The sequence below is a fragment of the Arthrobacter sp. SAFR-179 genome, assembly GCF_059414945.1.
This window is the reverse complement of sequence record NZ_JBPFDM010000015.1, coordinates 23,005-39,843: the sequence shown is the minus strand read 5'-3', so window position 1 is coordinate 39,843 and position 16,839 is coordinate 23,005. Positions and strand designations below refer to the sequence as shown.

Here is a 16,839-nt window from a genome sequence, read left to right as displayed (position 1 = left end):
GGCCGGCGGCACGAAAATATTCCCGCTTGGGCAGGAGAATATTGCGGTTAAGCGGGTGGCTTACATTGACCCAATCGGGGGCGTGGCGCGGGGGACGTTTGGCAGGATGAAGGAATGACTTCTTCACCTACCTTGACTTTCAACGACGGAAACACGATCCCCCAGCTCGGCTACGGTGTGTGGCAGGTTGAGGACGACGTGGCTGAAAAGGTTGTCCGCCAGGCGTTCGAAGCCGGCTTCCGCCACATCGACACTGCGAAGATTTACGGCAACGAGGCAGGCGTGGGCCGCGCCATCGCCAGCTCCGGCCTGTCACCGGAACAGATCTTCATCACCACCAAGCTGTGGAACGCGGACCAGGGGTATGAGTCCACCCTCGCCGCTTTCGAGGAATCCATGGACCGGCTTGGCCTCGAAACGCTTGATCTTTACCTGATCCACTGGATGCAGCCCAAGCAGGACAAGTACGTTGACACCTGGAAGGCCCTGATCGAGCTCCAGAAGCGCGGCCGGGTCAGGTCCATTGGTGTTTCCAACTTCACCGCCGAGGGCCTGCAGCGCCTGATCGACGAAACCGGAGTGGTTCCGGCCATCCACCAGATCGAGCTGCACCCCTACTTCAACCAGCGTGAACTGCGGGACTTTGGAGCCGAAAAGGGCATCCTGACCCAGGCCTGGTCCCCGCTGGGCCAGGGCGGGGAACTGCTGGAGGACCCTGTTGTCGCCTCGATCGCTGCGAAGCACCAGGCCACCCCTGCCCAGGTGGTCATCGCATGGCACCTCGCCATCGGCAACGTGGTCATCCCCAAGTCCGTCACCGAGTCCCGCATCAAGGAGAACTTCGCGGCACTTGAGGTATCCCTGGACGCTGAGGACGTCGAAGCCATCAACAACCTGGACCGGACCGCCAGCGGCGAGGGCCGCATTGGACCCGATCCCGCGGTCTCCGACTTCGCGTAACCCGCGACGGCGGCACCGGCCCAACAGCCCGGGAATCCGCCAAACCAGCGTCAGCCCGCGCTGCCGGCAACCGCCAGGCAGCGCGGGCTGACGCCTTTAACGTCGATGGTGCAGAACATGGCCGTGGTGCCGTGGGCCGGCCCGGGCCTTTCCCGGCGGCGGTCAGGCAGCGATCTGGACGTGCTCTACTGTGACGGCGTCCACCACGGCCCAGTTGTCTTCGCCATGGCAGTGGCGGCAGGCGAAGCGCTCGGCCTCTTCAAGCGTTTCAAAGACCTCTGAACGAGTGCGGCTGCAGTCGGCGTCAAAGTACGTTACGTGAAATTCCTGTACGGCGTGGTTTTCCATAGATCCAGTGTGCAACCGGGGTCTGACATTCCCAGGAACCAGCGCGCCGCGTGTTGTCTGGACATGACACGGCGGCGCGACTGGCGGCGCCTCTGGAGGTTCAGTTGGTCCGTGAATCTGCGATGGCTTCCGGCGTCGGCCGTACCTTCAGCGCGAGTCCGGCCAGCGACAGCATCACCAGTCCGCTCCAGGTGAGGGTGCCGGTCCATATCTCGGGCTGGAAGCTGAGCGCCCCGTCATGCAGTGCCACGGCAGCGAAATAAGGCGCCCAAAAAACGACGGGTGCCAGGCCCGCGGCAGTCATGAGCCGCCCGGGCCGGTCGGGGGCAGGACGCACGGCCGCCCACACCAGTCCCACGAGGACGGCGCCGGCGAGGGCCGCCGGAATGAACCATGCATCCCGCAGGGCCACCATGGCCTGCAGGGCTGCGGAGGGGACCAGTGCCATCGCCGCAACCAGCACGGCCGGCAACCGCCACCGCAGCGACAGCAACAGGACGGGAACGAAGAGCACCGCGGTTGAGACAAGGAATGAGGCAAGGGAGACCATGATGCTCGACGACGTCGGAACCGTCACGGCCGGCTGGGTCCCCGCGGCGCTGGAGTAGGTCTGGATGAGGCCATGGCGGGCGAAGACCGCGAACTCCTGCAGGATGAACGCCCCCACCATTCCGGCGAGCATGGCGCTCACGAACGCCGGCACCAGCTGTGGCCAGGCCCGGTCAGGAGAGTGCCATGCTGCCGAGAACGGTGCGCCCAGGATGAGGAAGGCGCCGGTAGCGAGTCCCAGATGGGACGGGCTGAACAGTGCGCTGATGTTCTGCTCAATGCCGAACACCGAATGCCAGGCGATGTCGCCCATTCCCGACGCCAGGAAGAGCATCACGCCGGCCGCCGCAGCTCCGTAGCCTGCGGGAACCGCTTCCCGCCATCGCGTCCCCGGGGCATGCCGGCGCCAGGTCAGGGCGGCGATCCAGACTGCGCACGCCGCGAAGCCCGAGTAGAGGATGGCGTGCCACGGCGTGAAGAAGGTCTCCAGGTCGCGGAGGTTGTTGTGGGCCCAGCCGTCAACGTAGGTCCCGGTAATGAGCCAGACACCGGCCGCGAGGGTGACGGCGTCTTCCGCGGCCGTCGTGGGGCGGTGAACTGACACCGGCGGAATCGCAAAGGCGTGTGCTGCTGCGGCGTCCATGGCTCCAGAGTAGGTCCTGCCGGCACCCGGGGCGAGGGGACTTTCACAACACGTTGGCGCCTCTCAGTTGCTGGCCAGGCGGAGGACGCGTTCCTGCGCAAGCATGGCGGTACGGCTGGCCTTGCCGGCCGCCCGCACCGCTTGTTTCGCCTCCGCCGAAGTGGCGGCAAGTCCCTTGCGGGAGCGGTCCAGGCTTTCCTCGGCGGCCTTGAGCCGGCTTCGAAGGTCAGCCGTTTCCTGCTGCAGTTCCGCTATTTCCAGCCGCATCCGTTCCTCCTGCTCCTGCAGGTCGCGTGCCAGCCGGGTGGCTTCCTCTTCCGTTGCCTGGGCCTCGGCCAGCGCAGCCTTGGCCCGTTCCAACGCCGGCGGCGACGCCGGCCGCGGTGTCTGGCGCACGGCCTCAAGCCGGGGCTTGGCGCGCGGTGGCTGGGATGCCTGCTCCGCCGTCGTCCGTGTCTTTGCCGCTGTTGCCTTTGCTGCTGCTCCCTTCACCGCAGCCGGGGGAGGGCTGGCACGGCGGGTGGTGCGCGCAACGGGGAGCATCCCTGGGAGGGCCACCGCCCCGTCCAGGTCCACGTCGTTGATGCCGTCGGCGGTCAGCACCTTCAGCAGCCGGCCACTGCCCACGGCAGCCTCAGCACGCTCATCTGCCGTCATTGCGCGCAGGGTCTCCTCAACGTCGGCGGCCACGGCGTCGCTGATGGGGCGGCCCTGCTCCTGGGCAACAGCCCGGGCAACATCGACGGCGTCAGCCAGCATGGAGCGGCGCTCCCGGCCCAGCTCGCGGAGGACAGGCGCATCCAGCGAATCCTGGGCCGCCCTCATGCGCTCCCCAAGCCCGCCAAGCCCGGCCAGCACGTCCGGCCGGTACCGGGAAAGCATGTTGACTGCCCAAGCGGCCACGGCTGGTTTCGGCAGGGCGCGGACCGCTGCAGCCAGCTGCTTGTCCTGGAGCGCAGCGTCCTTCGCCGCTCCGGTCCGGGCCGCAACGAAGTCGTCCAGCGGCCCGCCGTACAGCCTGTCCGCAATATCCGCCAGGGCTTCGTCTTCCATGCCGCCATCTTAGGTGCCATGCTGCAGCGGGCCGGCCGGTCCGCCCGTCCCGGCTCCTGGAGAGGACGCCGCCTGCAGTGGCAAGGGCACTCTGTTGTTCATCGGCCCGTAGGGGTATGTTGCACAAATGGACGATTCATACCAGGTCATCGTGGTGGGCGGCGGCTTCGCCGGAAAGACGGCGGCTGAGGAGTTGGGCCGCAAAGGCGTCCGGGTGCTGTTGCTCGATGCCAACAATTACCAGCAATTCCAGCCGCTCCTCTACCAGGTGGCTGCATCCCAGATAGGCGTCTCGGCAGTTACAAGGCCGCTCCGCTCCGAGTTCCGCCGGATCAACAACGTGCGGGTCCTGACGGCGGAAGTGACATCGATCGACGCGGCCAACCGCACCGTCACCACCGTAGACGGTTCAAGCTACCGGGCCAGGATCCTGGTCATTGCCACCGGGGCCGTGCCCAACTTCTTTAACACCCCCGGGGCTGAAGAGCACGCCTACCCGCTGTACTCTGTGGCGGACGCAACACGGCTCAGCGCTGCCATCACCGCCGTCCTGGACGAAGCTGACCGCGAGCCGGCGGCGGAGGCCGACGTGATTGTGGTGGGCGGTGGTCCCACGGGTGTGGAGACTGCCGGTGCCCTGGCGGAAAACGTCAAATACATTCTGCCCAAGTACTTCACACCGGGACTGGCCGCCCGGTGCCATGTCCACCTGGTGGATATGGTTCCGAATGTGCTTGCCGCCTTTTCGGAGAAATCACAGGCGTACGCCCGCCACCGCCTGACCAAGCTGGGCGTGCAGCTGCACATGGGCCAGGCAGTCGGCGAGGTACGGCCCGACGGCGTGACCCTCAAGGACGGCACCGTCATTCCTGGCCGTATCGTGGTGTGGGCCGGAGGCCTGCAGGCCGGCCGGATCATCACCGAGTCCGGCCTGAAACAGGGCAGGGGCGGCAGGGTGGACGTGCAGCCGGACCTCACAGCCCCTGCCTTCGAGGGCGTGTACGTGCTGGGGGACTCCGCCAACATCACCGACGCCGCAGGAAACAAATTGCCGCAGCTGGGTTCGGTTGCCCAGCAGTCAGGCAAATGGGCGGCCCGCAACATCCATGCTGACCTGACCGGGGGTGTGCGGCAGCCCTTCCGCTACCTGGACAAGGGGTACATGGCCATGGTGGGCCGCGGGGCAGCCGTCGCGGAGCTGGGGCCCCGTCGCCTGCAACTGCAGGGACCCCTGGCATTCGTGTCGTGGCTGGCGGTCCACCTCGCCCTGCTGCCCGGATTCCAGCAGAAAGTACGGGCCCTGTTCTCCTGGGCTAACGGTTATGTCACCCACAGCCCGGCGCAGGTAGTGGTGGGCAGGCCGGACTAGGATTGCCGCCCGCACCTGCCGCGCCGCCGCCGCCGTCGTCAGTTTTTCATGAAACTCAGGAGGCGCCCCGCCACGGCCCAACCCGACGCCTGGTAGCGGTCGGCGATGTCCGGTTCAACCACCATGTGCAGGTACTCGACGCCGTGGACGAACGCCTCCTCGGCCATGCCCGCGAACAGCCCCTGCTCAAACGTTGCCTGCTCCGGCCCTTCTGGGAGTTCCGTGACGGCGACCGCCGCGAAGTCGTCCCGCACCTGGATACGGCCCCTCGCCACGGGGCGGTCAAAGACGGTGATTTCGACGGCGTCGTAGCTCTCCATGGGTGCCAGGGCCACCTGGGAGTTTTCCGGCAGTTGCACCGCTGTGTTCAGTCCGGCGGTTGCAGCCATGAGCAGGACCCGCTCCGAAGCCCGGGTGAGGCCGTCCGGAGCGCCCATGCCCTCAGCCTCGGCGCAGACCAGGGTGAGGCGTACGCCGGAACCGGCCGCTGCCTTGGCGGCAAGTTCCTCCACGGCAGGCCCCGGCCAACCTGCCACGTACTCCTGCCCCTCCGTCGGCTGCCCTTCACCCGTGGACCCTGCATTCGTCTGGGCAGGGCCGTCTCCGACGACGAATCCCGATTCCACGGCCTCAACGGGGCGCTCGTGAAGGTCCGCCCAGGCAGGCACCCAGCCGATGGTGGGTGTGTTGTGCTGTTCCGGCATGGCGCGTTCCTTACGTTTGGCGCCGGCCGAACATGGTCCACCCGACGCTGCTGGGCAGGCTTTCCCTGTCAACGTATCGGATCAGCACCCACCCTGCCAGCCGAAGTGTGCAGGCACGCTCAAGGCAGATGGGTGAAGGTGGTTCCAGCCGAGATCAGCTTGTCCACGGCCTGCTTGGTGCCTTCCGCGGTTCCGCCGTTGGGATGGTTGCCGTGGCAGATCACAATGTCTCCTGCCCGGGCCCTGCCCACCTCTTTGGCTACGACGGCGGCGGAATATGTTGCACCGCCGTCGCCATTGATGCTGAAGCCCGCAGGCTTCACGCCCAGCGTGCCCAGGATCTCCACGGCAACGTCATCCATGTACGCAGTGCCCGGGCGGAAGTACCGGGGACGTTTGCCTGTGATCCCGGACAGGACCTGATCGCTGGGCATGATCTCGTCGTAGGCTTCGCCGGCACTCCTGGTGCCGGGGATGCCATAGGCCGTGTTGCCGCTGGTGGACAACGGCTTATGGGACGTTCCGTGGTTTGCGATTTCGAAGAGCGGATCCGCTGCCAGTTGCCTTGCCGTGGCGGGATTGGCTGCGATCCACCGGGAATTCAGGAAGAGCGTCGCCGGGACATGCCGTTGGCGCAGCATGTCGATCAGTGCCTGATCGTAACCGCTGCCGCCGGGACCGCCGCAAAAGTCGAAGGTGAGGGCAACGCCCTGTGAGCCGGAGGGCAGCCGCGCCAGGACACCCGGAGCTTCCAGCCCCCAGTACCGCGCCTGGCGCTTGGTGTAAGTGTCTACGATCTGCGTTCGTGCCGGCACGGGCGCCGCTGGCCTGTTAGGCGTCGACTCGTCGCCGTCGGGGCCGGTCTGTGCAAGCGGCGCGGGGACGTCATCCCTGCAGGTTTCCGCCAACCTATCTTGCGCCGGGGAACAACGTTCTGAACGCTGCTGCAGGTCAGGCACGGCGGCCGACAACGTCAGCACGGCTGCCAGGAGGATGGTCCTGCGCGCGGGGCCTTTCCCGTCCTGGCTCAAATGCCGGGGTGCGTTTGGTTCCACTCCTAAAATCCCCGCCGGGCCGCGACGCCGACGAACGTACGGGCTCGCCGCCCCGGGCATCCGGGGATGTCCGGCCGGGCGCAGCCGGAGCGGACTGGATGTGCCGCGGCGCGCGGAACAGCAGCGTGGAGGTGGGGGATCATGTGGGGAGGATACCGCGGCTGTCCTGCCGTTTCCTGAACCTTGCAGCTCACGCGGAGCGGCGGGCGTAACAAAGGGCCTTGGCGATCACTTATCCGACGTGGATGCCCGGACGTCGACGTGGGTCGATCCGCTCCCGGTACTCGTCATCCCTTAGAACCTTGGGGCTTCGCAGGTAGTCCCCTTGCTTGTACAGGGCACTGGAGGTGCCTGCGGCCTCATGGACTGTGAAGCGGCCCCTGCTGGTTCCCGTGATGCCGGTGAGCCAACCGAACTGGACGGCGCATGTGGGTTCACGGCCAGCCGCTGTATGGATCCGCGTTGTGGTTCGTGGAGGGCGGGTCCTTGTAGATGCGGCCCCTCTGGGACTGAGGCTCTCCAATATGCCGGGGCGGCCGGGTGCGGCGGTGCCTGTGCTGCCAGTACGCGTTCAGCAGCCGCACCACCACCATGAACAGAACGAAGCCGCCGAAGAAGACCAGATACTCCATCAGTGCTCCTGCCCTGCGTTGCTCCGCTGAGCCTGCAGCCAGCGCCGGCGCTTCGCGGCGGTCCTGAAGGCCTGTACCGACATGACCAGGCCGCCTGCACCTACGCCAAACCCAAGCAGGATGGTAGTCAGCTCCTTGCCGGCCCCGATGGCCCAAGCGCCGACCGCGATCATGCCGAGGGACAGGGCGGTGGTGAAGGCTGCGAGAGCGGTGATTAACCCCGGGCTCTGGACGGGTGTGGTGGCAGCCATCGACCACCCTTCGGGGACGCCGCCAGGCCCGTACTGTTCCTCGTACTGGCGCACGTTGAGGCTGCTCGGGTCGTAGAGGGTGCCGTCAGGCCGGCGAAACTGCTTGTCCTGGCTGAACATTGATCGAATCCTATCGGGAGGCGCCGGGCTTGCCCGGGCGGTCCTGGCCGAGTTCCAGGAGATTGATGTCGACTCCGCCGCTGCTGCTCGGCTTCGGTGACCCGCGCAGCTTGCGGAGCCGGGTGGCCCGGTACTCGCCGCGGGCGAGGTTGAACGTATAGAGCGTCATGAGCCCGGCGAAGCCGATCAGCCACAGGGCGCCCCAGTCCGGTAGCCCGCCGCCCCACAGCGGGCGCTGGAAAAGCCAGACACCTACGATCAGGCCGAGTCCCAGGAAGACCGTGATGATTCCCATGCCCCACCAGGTGCTGACCTGGGCCTGACCTGACCCGGGCGTGAACCCGATCTCGTCGGCCGGGTAGCTGTGCAGCTCGCCCCTGCTGGTCTTGCGCAGGACCCGCTTCTCGCCGGCAGCCACCGCCTTCTTGTGCTCGGCGTAGACGGCGTCCTCACGCTCAAACCGCTCCCGGTCATAAACCATCTCTTAGGCTCGCTTCTCTTGGTCGGGCAGGTAGTCGGGCTCGCCTGGGAATGGACGGGCGCCGTTCGGGAAGTTCTCCCTGGTGATTTCCAGGGTGCCAGGGTGTTCCTCGAACCATTTGCGGGCACGGTCGTCGGAGACGCCATACCGGGGCTTGGGCAGCCCCTTGGCCTCGCGGAGTTTTCGCGCCCTAAGCTCGTCCCGCAAAGCGCGGATGCTCAGGACCCACCCACCGGTGAACAGGACGGTCGCAACTGCGGTGCCAACGGTGAGGACCAGAGCCATCCCGATGTCGGCAGCGCCAAAGAACGACATGATCAGCGCGGTGAATCCGAAAAGGAAACCCAGAGGCGCCAGGATTGCAGGGACGGTCGCGATGAGGGTGACAACAGCCAGCCCAGTGAAGGTCCGCGCCTGGTAGTTACCCCCGCTGTGGTGCGTACCTCCGAGGCCCCATTCGTCCCAGGTGTAGGCGTAAATGACGGTTTCCTTGCCCCACCCTCCGGTGGCGTAAGCGTATGGAGGGAGGGCTGGGTGCTTCGGTGTTTCAGTGGTCAACGCATGCTTCCGATCGGTGGCGGCAAGGTCCGCGGCTCGTCTCTTCAGCAGCCATTCTTCCTGTTGCGGCAGAGCCAACAAGGGAATAACACTCACATCGCAGTGACAACGACGACCGGAAGTTGACGAAGGTGTGCCATAAGTGTGCCCTGCGCCCAGGGCCGTGCCACCGCTTAACCAGCGAAAAACCCCGGAAACCCCTGGAACCAGGGGCTGTCCGGGGTTTATCCCGAGCTTCCTATCAGAATCGAACTGATGACCTTTTCATTACGAGTGAAACGCTCTACCGACTGAGCTAAGGAAGCACCGCACAAAATCCCCGGCGGAACCGGGCGCTTCATGCAAGAGTCAACTGTAATAGAGTCCCGCCGCCGCGGTCAAAATGGCCGGGCAGGGGCTGCTGCGATCCTCAACACACCGTGTTGTCGGCAGGCAGTTTGCCGCCGACCAGATAGTTGTCCACCGAATCCTCCAGGCAGCTGTTGGCCCGGCCGTAGGCGGTGTGCCCTTCGCCCCTCCAGGTGAGCAGGGAAGCGTTCCCCAACTGCTTGCGCAGCGACGCGGCCCAGTCCACGGGAGTTGCGGGGTCGCCCGTGGTACCGATGACCACGATGGGCGAGTCACCGCTGTATTCCACAGGGGCCGGCGTGCGCACGTTCTTGTAGGGCCACTCTGCACAGGTGATCCCGCCGTAGGCGAAGAAGTAGCCCAGGGTGGGGGAGTCCTGTTCCAGCCGCTTCTCCTCCACGCGCATGCCTTCGGTGTCCGAAACCATGGGGTAGTCCAGGCAGTTGATTGCGTTGAAGGCGAACGTCGAATTGGAGGTGTAGGTACCGTCGGGGGAACGGTCGGCGCCAAGATCGGCAAGCCGAAGCATGAGGCTTACATCACCGGACACAGCAGCTTCCAGCGCCTGGGTGAGGGCCGGCCAGCTTTGGTCGTTGTACAGCGGGGTAATGAGGCCGCTGACCAGCGTGGTGGCATTCACCAGCCGGCCGTCCTTGGCAGTGCGGGGTGTTTGCTGCACGGAGTTGATGAGGTCCCGGATCTGCTGCACGCCGGATTCGACATCACCACCCAGGGGGCACTTGCCTTGCTTCTGGCAACTGGCCACGTAGCTGTGCAGTGCTTTTTCGAAGGCGCGGGCCTGGCCGCTGGTCAGGTCCTCGTTGCTGATTGATGGATCGAGGGCCCCGTCGAGGACCATCCGGCCCACATTGGCCGGGAACAGTGAGGCATAGGTGGAGCCAAGGAAGGTGCCATAGGAGTACCCCAGGTAGTTCAGCTTGGTGTCGTTGACGACGGCGCGGAGAACGTCCAGGTCCTTCGCGGAGCTGACGGTATCGATGTGCCCCAATACCGGGCCCGTTTGTGCTGCGCACTGGTCAGCGATGGCCTTGGTGTCAGCCAATGCCTCCGCCAGCCCGGCCTCGGTTTCGTATGGGTAGGTCTTGGCGCGCGCGGCGTCGCGCTCCGCATCCGTCAGGCAGGTGACGGGGGCGGAGCGCTTCACACCGCGCGGATCGAAGCCCACCAGGTCGTAGGCGTTGCGGACAGCGGCTGAAAAGTGTGTCCCGGCGGCGTCCTTCACAAAGTCGTAGCCGGAGGCACCCGGTCCGCCGGGATTAACCAGGAGGCTGCCGGTCTTCTTTCCTGTGCTGGCGGCCCGCAGTGCGGCAATCTGGATGGTATCCCCGCCGGGATTGCCGTAATCCAGGGGCACGGTCACTTTGGCGCACTGGAACTCCTTTTCGCAGGGCTGCCACACGACTTCCTGGGAGTAGAACTTTTCCAGCCCGGCGGGAGCGGACGCCACGATAGACGGGTCGGCCTTGGCGGTGGCAGCCTCCGGCGGGTTTTTGTCGCCGCCGTTCAGGAGACTGCACGAGGCCAGGACCATGGCCAGGGCCATGGCACCGGCGGCGCGGACGGCGACACCGATGGACCTGTGGCGTGCGGGCAGGGGGCGGGCAGTCATCGGGTCTCCTTGGAGGGGTGGATCAGGCTGGCAGCCATGGACTCAATGGTCAGCAGCGGGGCAACGTTGGTGGTGGTGATGCGTTCACGGGCTTTGTTGATGGCATCCATTCGGGCCAGCGTGGCTTCCGGGGTGGAGCGGGCGGCAAAGTCTTCCAGCTCACTCCTCAGCTCAACGTTGACCAGCTCCACGGCGTTCCCAAGCTGGATGATCAGGACGTCCCGGTAGAAGGACAGCAAGTCCGTCAGCGTCCGGTCCAGGGAGTCCGTAATGGACCTCTTGGCCCGCCGTTTCTGGTCGTCTTCGAGCTGTTTCAGCTGGCTGCGCATGGCCGGAGGGAGGGTGCCTGATTCCGGTGCGCCCAGGGTCGCCAAGAGGGCAGCCTTCTCCGCCGCGTCCCTTTCCTCGTTCGAGCTGTTGGCTTCTGCCGTGGCAATCTTGACCAGCTTGTCCGCCATCATGACCGCGGCTGTTACGCCGCGCAGCCCAAGCGGAAAGCGGACCGTCTCCAGGCGGCGTTCCCTTGCGGCAGGATCCCTGGCGAGCCGCCGGGCAATGCCCACGTGGCTCTGGGCAGCACGGGCCGCCTGCTCAGCAAGGGCAGGGTCAACGCCGTCGCGCCGGACCAACAGCGCTGCCACGTCGGAGGCGGGCGGCAGCCGCAGGGCCACACTGCGGCAGCGGGAACGGATGGTGACCAGGACATCGGCAGGGGACGGCGCGCAGAGCATCCACACGGTCCGCGGTGTGGGTTCCTCGATGGCCTTCAGGAGCACGTTGGTGGTCCGCTCGGCCATGCGGTCGGCGTCCTCCACCACGATGATCCGCCAGCGCCCGGACGATGGCCGGTTGCCCGCGGTAGCCACCAGTTCGCGGGCTTCGTCAATGGTGATGGTGACCTTCTCGGTGCGCACGAACGTCACGTCTGAATGGGTCTCACCCAGGATCGTGTGGCATGCCTGGCACTGTCCGCAGCCACGCAGGCTGACGTCCTCCTGGTCGCAGTTCAGCGCGGCCGCGAACGCCTTGGCCGCATTGGAACGCCCCGACCCCGGTGGGCCGGTGAACAGCCACGCGTGAGTCAGGCTTTCGCCGCTTGCGGCCTGGCGCAATTGTTCGACGACGGCGGGCTGGCCTTGGAGGTCATCCCAGACGGTCATGAGCCACCGCCGTCCGTGGCCGTTGCCGTGGCCGGAACAGCAAGGAGCGTATCCACCCGCGCGAGGATCTGCCCGGCCAAATCATCCACCGGCAGGTGGGCCGGGAGGACCAGGTACCCCTCCGGGCGGCCGGCGGCGAGGCTGAGGAAAGCTTCCCGGATCCTGGTGTGGAACTCGTCGGCCTCGGATTCCAGGCGGTCTTCCGCTGCCTGGCCGGCAGTCCGGCGCCTGCGGCCAAGTTGGGGGTCGACGTCCAAAAGGACTGTGAGGTGGGGCTGGAGGCCCGAGGTGGCCCACTCATTGAGGGAGCGTACCGCCTCCAGGCCCAGGTTGCGGCCGGCCCCCTGATAGGCCACAGAGGAGTCGATGTACCGGTCGGTCAGCACGATCTCACCGCGGCCAAGGGCCGGGCGGATGACCTGGGTGGCATGGGCAGCGCGGGAAGCGGCAAATATGAGGGCTTCCGTGTGGGCATCGATGTCGCCGTTCCCGTGATCCAGGACCAGCGACCGCAGTTTCTCACCCACCGGGGTGCCGCCGGGTTCACGGGTGCGCAGCACGGTGTAGCCACGGGACTCCAGTGCCGCCGCAAGCCTGGCCGCCTGGGTGGACTTGCCGGCACCATCGCCACCTTCGAATGCGATGAATACGCCGGCCCTCTGTTTATTCACTTCTCAAGCCTACCGAGGCATGGCGACATTCCTGGCCGCCGTATACCCCCTGTGCAGGAGGGGTGGATGTACCAGCGTCCACAAAATGACACCACTTTTCGGCCCAATTGGCCGGAACAGTACGCTTTTCACCATGAGTCTTTCCGAGCATCAGGCCGCTGCCCTCTCACCCGAGACCGTGGTGGTGGCGGCAGGGCGTCCGCCGCGGGAAAGGGACCAGCCGGTCAATCCTCCCATTACCCTTTCCTCCACCTACTTCGGCACCGGCCCCCTGGGGGACGGGGACCGGGGTTACGGCCGCTACTCCAACCCCACCTGGGATCCCTTCGAAGAGGCGCTGGGCCAGCTCGAAGGATCCGCGTTGCCTGGCCTGCTCTACGCGTCGGGGCTGGCTGCGGTCAGTTCCGCGCTGTCCCTGATCCCTGCCGGCGGCGTGCTGGTCATGCCCAACCACAGCTACTCCGGCTCGCTGGTGATGGCCACGGAACTCGCCCAAAAAGGCTTCATTGAACTCCGGACCGTGGACATTGCCGACACCGATGCAGTCAAGATCGCCCTTGCACCCAAGGGCCCGTCGGTGAAAGCCGCGGCCATGCTGTGGCTGGAAAGCCCCACCAACCCAATGCTGGGGATCGCTGACATGGCCGCCGTCGCGGAGGCCGCCCATGCAGTGGGGGCGATCGTTGTCACGGACAACACCTTCTCCACCCCGCTGGTGCAGCAGCCCCTGCTGCTCGGATCGGACGTCGTCCTCCACTCGGTGACCAAGTACCTCGCCGGGCACTCCGACGTCGTCCTCGGTGCGCTGGTCACCGCCAACCCGGACATCCGCTCATCGCTGCTCCACCACCGCATCATTCACGGCGCCATCGCCGGTCCCTTCGAAGCCTGGCTCGCCCTGCGGGGCCTGCGGACCCTCGCGCTGCGCGTGGAACGGTCGCAGGAATCGGCGATGGTCCTCGCGGAACGGCTTGCCGGGCACCCCGGCATTGAATCCATCCGGTTCCCCGGCCTCGACACCGACCCCGGGCACGCCCGGGCGAAAGCGCAAATGAACGGGTTCGGCTCCATCATCTGCATCCAGGTGGCACCCGCGGCGGGCCTGGGCGGCGCCGACGCGGCGGACAAACTGGTGCAGGCGCTGGATCTCTGGCTGCCTGCCACGTCCTTGGGCGGGGTGGAGTCCCTGATCGAACGCCGGCGCCGGCACTCAGCCGAACCCGCGAGTGTGCCGGAGAACCTGGTCCGGCTCAGCGTCGGGGTGGAAAACGTTGAGGACCTCTGGGCAGACCTGAAACAGGCGCTGGACACGCTGGAGGGCTAGGCTGGGCTTGTGGACGGTCGAATAATCATCGCGTACGTAGAGCAGGCAGTGTTCTTCATCCTTGGCCTGGTGGCACTGGGGCTTGAACTGTGGGCGTTCGTCGACTGTGCCCGGCACCGGGCCAACGCCTTCGAAGCCACGGGCAAGCGGACCAAGACCTTCTGGCTTGCCCTGACCGGTGGCGCGCTGCTGGTGGGCATCATCTCGCTGTTCGGCGCCGGCGGCGGCATCATCAGCACCCTCGGACTCTTCGGGCTCGCCGCGGTGGTGGCGGCCTCCGTCTACCTGGCCGATGTCCGTCCCGCAGTAAAGGACGCGGGCCGCGGCGGCAGCCGCAACATGGGCCCCTACGGCCCTTGGTGACCAGCTCTTAACCCGGCCCTAACCCAGCGGGGCCACCGCTTCCCAATCCGCCGTCAGCTCGCCCAGCCGCCACCTGGCCGGTCCGTCCTGGAGCGGCCACCCGGCGTCGCGCAGGCTTCGGCACATACCCACCCAGCGCTGCCTGTTGCCAAACGAGGCAAGCGGCGCGCTCCCAAGCCACGCCCGGTCCATCGCCTGCATGAAGGCATGAACCCGTTCGCCCGGGACGTTGCGGTGGATCAAGGCCTTGGGAAGCCGTTCGGCCACGTCCGAGGGCAGGTCAAAGCTGCCGAAACGGACAGAGATGCTGAGGGACAACGGGCGGTGTTGGTCCAGCGTCACCCAGGTCACGCGCCGCCCAATCTCGTCGCACGTGCCGTCGACGAAGATGCCGTCCGGCGACAACCTGTCCTGCACCAGCCGCCAGATGCCCTGGACATCGGCTTCCTCGTACTGCCGGAGGACATTGAAGGCGCGGACCAGGACTGGACGCCCGGGAATGGGCAGTTCGAAGCCGCCCACGTGGAAGGTCAGCCCGGGCCGCTGCAGGGGAAGCGCGGCGCGGACGCGCTCGGGTTCAATCTCAATCCCGCAGACCCGTACGTCCGGCCGGACGGCAGCGAGCCTTTCATAAAGTTCGACGGCGGTGGCTGGGGTTGCGCCGTAGCCCAGATCGACGACGAGGGGGTCCGGCCCGGACCGCAGGCGCCAGGCCTGCGGTCCGGTCAGCCAGCGGTCCACCCGGCGCATCCGGTTGGGATTGGTGGTGCCGCGGGTTACGTTGCCCACCGGGCGGCCCTGCCGGGTGCCGGAGGTCCTGCCGGAAAGTTGCGGGGCGTTCACCCGTTCAGCCTTTTGAACCACCGCACAACCCTATCCCCGCCGCTTGCGGGGCGGGGGCACGGACGCCGGCCTTGTAACGCTGGGCGGGCGGCAACACTGCTCGGCTAGGATGAAAATCATGACTTACAAGCTGATTCTGCTGCGCCACGGCCACAGCGAATGGAACGCCAAGAACCTGTTCACCGGCTGGGTGGACGTCGACCTGAACGACCAGGGCCGCGCGGAAGCAGCGCGCGGCGGTGAGCTGCTGGTGGAGAACAACATCCTCCCGGACGTGCTCTACACCTCCCTGCTGAAGCGGGCCATCAACACCGCGAACATCGCCCTGGACAAGGCCGACCGCGGCTGGATCCCGGTCAAGCGCGACTGGCGCCTGAACGAACGCCACTACGGCGCGCTGCAGGGCAAGGACAAGGCGCAGACCCTCGCCGAGTACGGCGAAGAGCAGTTCATGGAATGGCGCCGCTCCTACGACACCCCGCCGCCGCCCCTGGACGACGACTCCGAGTTCTCCCAGGCCCACGACCCCCGTTACGCAGACCTCGGCGACGCGCTGCCGCGGACTGAATGCCTGAAGGATGTCCTGGTTCGGCTCCTGCCCTACTGGGAATCGGACATCAAGGAAGACCTCAAGGCCGGCAAGACGGTCCTGGTCACCGCGCACGGCAACTCGCTGCGCGCCCTGGTCAAGCACCTTGACGGCATCAGCGACGAAGCCATCGCCGGCCTGAACATCCCCACCGGCATCCCGCTGGTCTACGAACTGGACGAGGACTTCCAGCCGGTCAAGCCCGGCGGAACCTACCTCGACCCCGAGGCCGCCGAAGAGGCCATCCTGGCCGTCGCCAACCAGGGCAAGAAATAAGGCATTAACGCGTACGACGGCGGGCTGGTCACCTCAGTGGCCAGCCCGCCGTCGTATATCCGCTCTTTGTGTGGTCAGCTGTGCTCAGTGGCGTTCGGCTGCCACGCACCCGTGACCAGGTAGGTCACCTTCTGGGCTACGGAGACGCCGTGGTCGGCGAAGCGCTCGAAGTAGCGGCTGGCAAGGGCCACGTCCACGGTGGTGGCGGGGGATTCGTTCCACTCAGGGGCGGCGATGGCCTTGAAGACGCTCAAGTGCAGGTCGTTGATGGCCGTGTTGGCCTTGAGAATATCCCTGGCCACCTCCAGGTCGCGGCTCTCCAGCAGGACCGTCAGCTTGTCGGCGATCTCCTGGTCGAGTTCAGCCATTCGGTTGAAGGTCTCCGTCATGGACGCCGGAATCACCGTGGACGGGTACCGCAGGCGGGCCAGCTGGGCGATGTGGCGGGCCAGGTCACCCATCCGCTCGAGGGATGCGCTCATCCGGAGCGAACCGACGATCATGCGCAGGTCGCTGGCAACAGGGCCCTGCAGCGCCAGAATGTCGATGGCCCGCTCGTCAAGGCTGTTCTGCAGGAAGTCGATGCGCGCGTCAGCGGCGATGACATCCTGCGCGAGGTCAACGTCCGCTACCTGGAATGAGGTAGTGGCCTTGTTGATCGCTTCGCTGACCAGCCGGGAGATCTCCACCAGCTGGTCACCGACCTGGGTGAGCTCTTCCTGAAAAACCTTACGCACGTAGGCGTCCTTTCCTTGGAACTCCCGCCGGCCGCTCCAGGGCAGCAGGAATCGTGTCGCCATGAGGCGCTCTGACCACCAACTCTGTCACCGCCGGGTAAACGATTATGCCCCCATAGATGAACGTTAGTTGAACCGTTTGCCGGATGGGGCGGAAGGCGCCGGCGGGCTTAAG

General features: G+C 66.3%; 19 protein-coding genes and 1 tRNA gene. 5 read left to right on the top strand and 15 right to left on the bottom strand.

Going from position 1 to position 16,839, the window contains the following annotated elements; genetic code table 11:
• Positions 1–114: 114 nt before the first annotated feature.
• Positions 115–960 (top strand): aldo/keto reductase, encoded by an 846-nt coding sequence (locus ACR65K_RS19150; RefSeq protein WP_440154554.1) that lies wholly within the window; start codon positions 115–117, stop codon positions 958–960.
• Between the two features lie 162 nt (positions 961–1,122).
• Here ACR65K_RS19150 and ACR65K_RS19145 read toward each other — a convergent pair whose 3' ends face one another.
• From ACR65K_RS19145 to ACR65K_RS19135, 3 genes are all read right to left on the bottom strand, one after another.
• Positions 1,123–1,308 carry a hypothetical protein gene (locus ACR65K_RS19145; RefSeq protein WP_440154553.1) on the bottom strand — a complete coding sequence of 62 codons (186 nt, stop codon included), beginning with the start codon at positions 1,306–1,308 and terminating at the stop codon, positions 1,123–1,125.
• Positions 1,309–1,408: 100 nt separating this feature from the next.
• Positions 1,409–2,500: a hypothetical protein gene (locus ACR65K_RS19140; RefSeq protein WP_440154552.1), complete on the bottom strand. Its 1,092-nt coding sequence runs from the start codon at positions 2,498–2,500 to the stop codon at positions 1,409–1,411.
• Positions 2,501–2,563: 63 nt separating this feature from the next.
• A complete protein-coding gene (locus tag ACR65K_RS19135) occupies positions 2,564–3,553 on the bottom strand; it encodes a hypothetical protein (protein WP_440154551.1) in 990 nt (329 codons plus the stop codon).
• Between the two features lie 127 nt (positions 3,554–3,680).
• Here ACR65K_RS19135 and ACR65K_RS19130 point away from each other — a divergent pair, with 127 nt between their 5' ends.
• Positions 3,681–4,922 carry an NAD(P)/FAD-dependent oxidoreductase gene (locus ACR65K_RS19130; RefSeq protein ID WP_440154550.1) on the top strand — a complete coding sequence of 414 codons (1,242 nt, stop codon included), beginning with the start codon at positions 3,681–3,683 and terminating at the stop codon, positions 4,920–4,922.
• Between the two features lie 38 nt (positions 4,923–4,960).
• On the opposite strand, the gene ACR65K_RS19125 is transcribed toward ACR65K_RS19130, so the two are convergent.
• The 10 genes from ACR65K_RS19125 to tmk form a co-directional block, all read right to left on the bottom strand.
• Entirely contained in the window at positions 4,961–5,626 is a 666-nt protein-coding gene (locus ACR65K_RS19125; protein WP_440154549.1) for a hypothetical protein, read from the bottom strand.
• Between the two features lie 119 nt (positions 5,627–5,745).
• The gene (locus tag ACR65K_RS19120) at positions 5,746–6,441 is read right to left on the bottom strand and encodes a polysaccharide deacetylase family protein (RefSeq protein WP_440154548.1); all 696 of its coding nucleotides are present in this window, start codon (positions 6,439–6,441) and stop codon (positions 5,746–5,748) included.
• Positions 6,442–7,115: 674 nt separating this feature from the next.
• Positions 7,116–7,313 (bottom strand): hypothetical protein, encoded by a 198-nt coding sequence (locus ACR65K_RS19115; RefSeq protein WP_440154547.1) that lies wholly within the window; start codon positions 7,311–7,313, stop codon positions 7,116–7,118.
• A complete protein-coding gene (locus tag ACR65K_RS19110; protein WP_440154546.1) occupies positions 7,313–7,684 on the bottom strand; it encodes a hypothetical protein in 372 nt (123 codons plus the stop codon). The genes ACR65K_RS19115 and ACR65K_RS19110 overlap by 1 nt, the downstream gene beginning before the upstream one ends.
• A 10-nt stretch (positions 7,685–7,694) precedes the next feature.
• Positions 7,695–8,165: a hypothetical protein gene (locus ACR65K_RS19105; protein WP_440154545.1), complete on the bottom strand. Its 471-nt coding sequence runs from the start codon at positions 8,163–8,165 to the stop codon at positions 7,695–7,697.
• Between the two features lie 3 nt (positions 8,166–8,168).
• Positions 8,169–8,723 (bottom strand): hypothetical protein, encoded by a 555-nt coding sequence (locus tag ACR65K_RS19100; RefSeq protein WP_440154544.1) that lies wholly within the window; start codon positions 8,721–8,723, stop codon positions 8,169–8,171.
• A gap of 232 nt (positions 8,724–8,955) precedes the next feature.
• Positions 8,956–9,028, bottom strand: a tRNA-Thr gene (locus ACR65K_RS19095).
• Positions 9,029–9,132: 104 nt separating this feature from the next.
• Positions 9,133–10,701, bottom strand: a complete 1,569-nt coding sequence (locus ACR65K_RS19090; RefSeq protein ID WP_440154543.1) for an alpha/beta hydrolase — start codon at positions 10,699–10,701, stop codon at positions 9,133–9,135.
• On the bottom strand, positions 10,698–11,861 hold the full coding sequence (locus ACR65K_RS19085) for a DNA polymerase III subunit delta' (protein WP_440154542.1): 1,164 nt from the start codon (positions 11,859–11,861) through the stop codon (positions 10,698–10,700). The genes ACR65K_RS19090 and ACR65K_RS19085 overlap by 4 nt, the downstream gene beginning before the upstream one ends.
• Positions 11,858–12,532 carry a dTMP kinase gene (gene tmk / locus ACR65K_RS19080; protein WP_440154541.1) on the bottom strand — a complete coding sequence of 225 codons (675 nt, stop codon included), beginning with the start codon at positions 12,530–12,532 and terminating at the stop codon, positions 11,858–11,860. The genes ACR65K_RS19085 and tmk overlap by 4 nt, the downstream gene beginning before the upstream one ends.
• A 133-nt stretch (positions 12,533–12,665) precedes the next feature.
• Between tmk and ACR65K_RS19075 the strand changes: the two genes are divergently transcribed.
• Together ACR65K_RS19075 and ACR65K_RS19070 are read left to right on the top strand one after the other, a co-directional pair.
• On the top strand, positions 12,666–13,856 hold the full coding sequence (locus tag ACR65K_RS19075; protein WP_440154540.1) for a trans-sulfuration enzyme family protein: 1,191 nt from the start codon (positions 12,666–12,668) through the stop codon (positions 13,854–13,856).
• Positions 13,857–13,865: 9 nt separating this feature from the next.
• The gene (locus tag ACR65K_RS19070) at positions 13,866–14,219 is read left to right on the top strand and encodes a DUF2516 family protein (RefSeq protein ID WP_026266062.1); all 354 of its coding nucleotides are present in this window, start codon (positions 13,866–13,868) and stop codon (positions 14,217–14,219) included.
• An 18-nt stretch (positions 14,220–14,237) separates the two neighbouring features.
• On the opposite strand, the gene ACR65K_RS19065 is transcribed toward ACR65K_RS19070, so the two are convergent.
• A complete protein-coding gene (locus ACR65K_RS19065) occupies positions 14,238–15,083 on the bottom strand; it encodes a class I SAM-dependent methyltransferase (RefSeq protein WP_440154539.1) in 846 nt (281 codons plus the stop codon).
• A 97-nt stretch (positions 15,084–15,180) separates the two neighbouring features.
• On the opposite strand from ACR65K_RS19065, the gene ACR65K_RS19060 reads away from it, so the two are divergent.
• Positions 15,181–15,927, top strand: a complete 747-nt coding sequence (locus ACR65K_RS19060; RefSeq protein ID WP_142119922.1) for a phosphoglyceromutase — start codon at positions 15,181–15,183, stop codon at positions 15,925–15,927.
• 74 nt (positions 15,928–16,001) lie between these two features.
• On the opposite strand, the gene phoU is transcribed toward ACR65K_RS19060, so the two are convergent.
• The gene (gene phoU / locus ACR65K_RS19055; RefSeq protein ID WP_056330250.1) at positions 16,002–16,664 is read right to left on the bottom strand and encodes a phosphate signaling complex protein PhoU; all 663 of its coding nucleotides are present in this window, start codon (positions 16,662–16,664) and stop codon (positions 16,002–16,004) included.
• Positions 16,665–16,839 lie beyond the last annotated feature (175 nt).